Source organism: Streptomyces sp. NPDC059696 (assembly GCF_042733745.1).
Lineage (GTDB): Bacteria > Actinomycetota > Actinomycetes > Streptomycetales > Streptomycetaceae > Streptomyces.
Genome location: NZ_JBHWFG010000154.1, coordinates 1 through 1029, shown reverse-complemented (window position 1 = coordinate 1029; position 1029 = coordinate 1). Strand labels below are relative to the sequence as shown.

Sequence of the window (1029 nt, the reverse complement as noted above, 5' to 3'; positions counted from 1 at the left end):
GGGCGGGCGATGCCGAGCATGGCGTGGTGGACGCCGTCGTCCTTGAGGCGGCAGTCGCGGAGGATCTTCCAGCTCTTCATGCGGGCGAAGGTGTGCTCGACGCGGGCTCGCACCTTGCGGTGGGAGGCGTTGTGCTCCTCCTTCCAGGCCGGTAGTTCCTCGTCCTTGTGCCGGCGGTAGTGCGGGATGGTCAGCCCGGTGCCCCGGTAGCCGCCGTCGGCGATCACCGTGGGGGCGGTGCCGACGGCGGCCTTCGCGCCGGAGTCCTGCCAGGCCCGGCAGTCGTTGCGGTTGCCGGGCAGCGGCTTGCCGACGGCCACCACGAGGCGGGTGTCGGCGTCGATGACGACCTGGTGGTTGGTGGAGTAGCGGTAGTTCTTGCTGGAGGCGGCCACGGTCCGGTCGCGGGTGGGGACCAGTGTGCCGTCCACGATGAGCACGGCCTCCTTGCGGAACCGCCGCCGGGGCTGGAGGGCGAGAGCCGGCCCGAGGTGGGCGACGATCCGGTCGGCCGCCGACTTCGGGACGCCGAAGAGCGGGGCGAGTTGACGCGGGGTGAGGTTGGTACGCCAGTACGCGGCCACCACCAGCACCCGGCCCTCCAACGGCAGCGACCACGCTCGGCCCTTGCGGACCGGATCGGCCCCCTCACGCCGCAGCGCGGTGATCAGCTTGTTGAACTGCCGAGGGCTCAGCCCGGTGAACGGGCCTGTCCACGAGGGCTCCGACGCCGTGATCACACCAGCCACGGCAAGATCATCTCACCTCTGACCAGCAGTTACGGGACAACCTCTACCGTCAACTATGCACGAGCTCTTTAAGTTGCAGAGTGAACCACTTTTAAGTGAACCATCGAACATAGGTTCCCTGTCGCGCTCCCCATCCTCTTTCAGGTTTCCTGCGAATGAACATGTGACAAGCGGGCATTAGAACCTGACAGCCTCAATCAGAAATCAACGAGAAGAGCAAAGCCGACATGGACAGCATTCGATTTTCGGAAGTATTCGAACTATCCGGAATCAGTAAGAA

At 65.1% G+C, this 1029-nt stretch carries 1 protein-coding gene; it reads right to left on the bottom strand.

The genetic code is table 11. The features are described 5' to 3' along the window. Positions 1–749 (bottom strand): transposase (locus tag ACFV20_RS37295; protein ID WP_385665666.1); only part of this gene is annotated, 749 nt, incomplete at its 3' end. Positions 750–1029 lie beyond the last annotated feature (280 nt).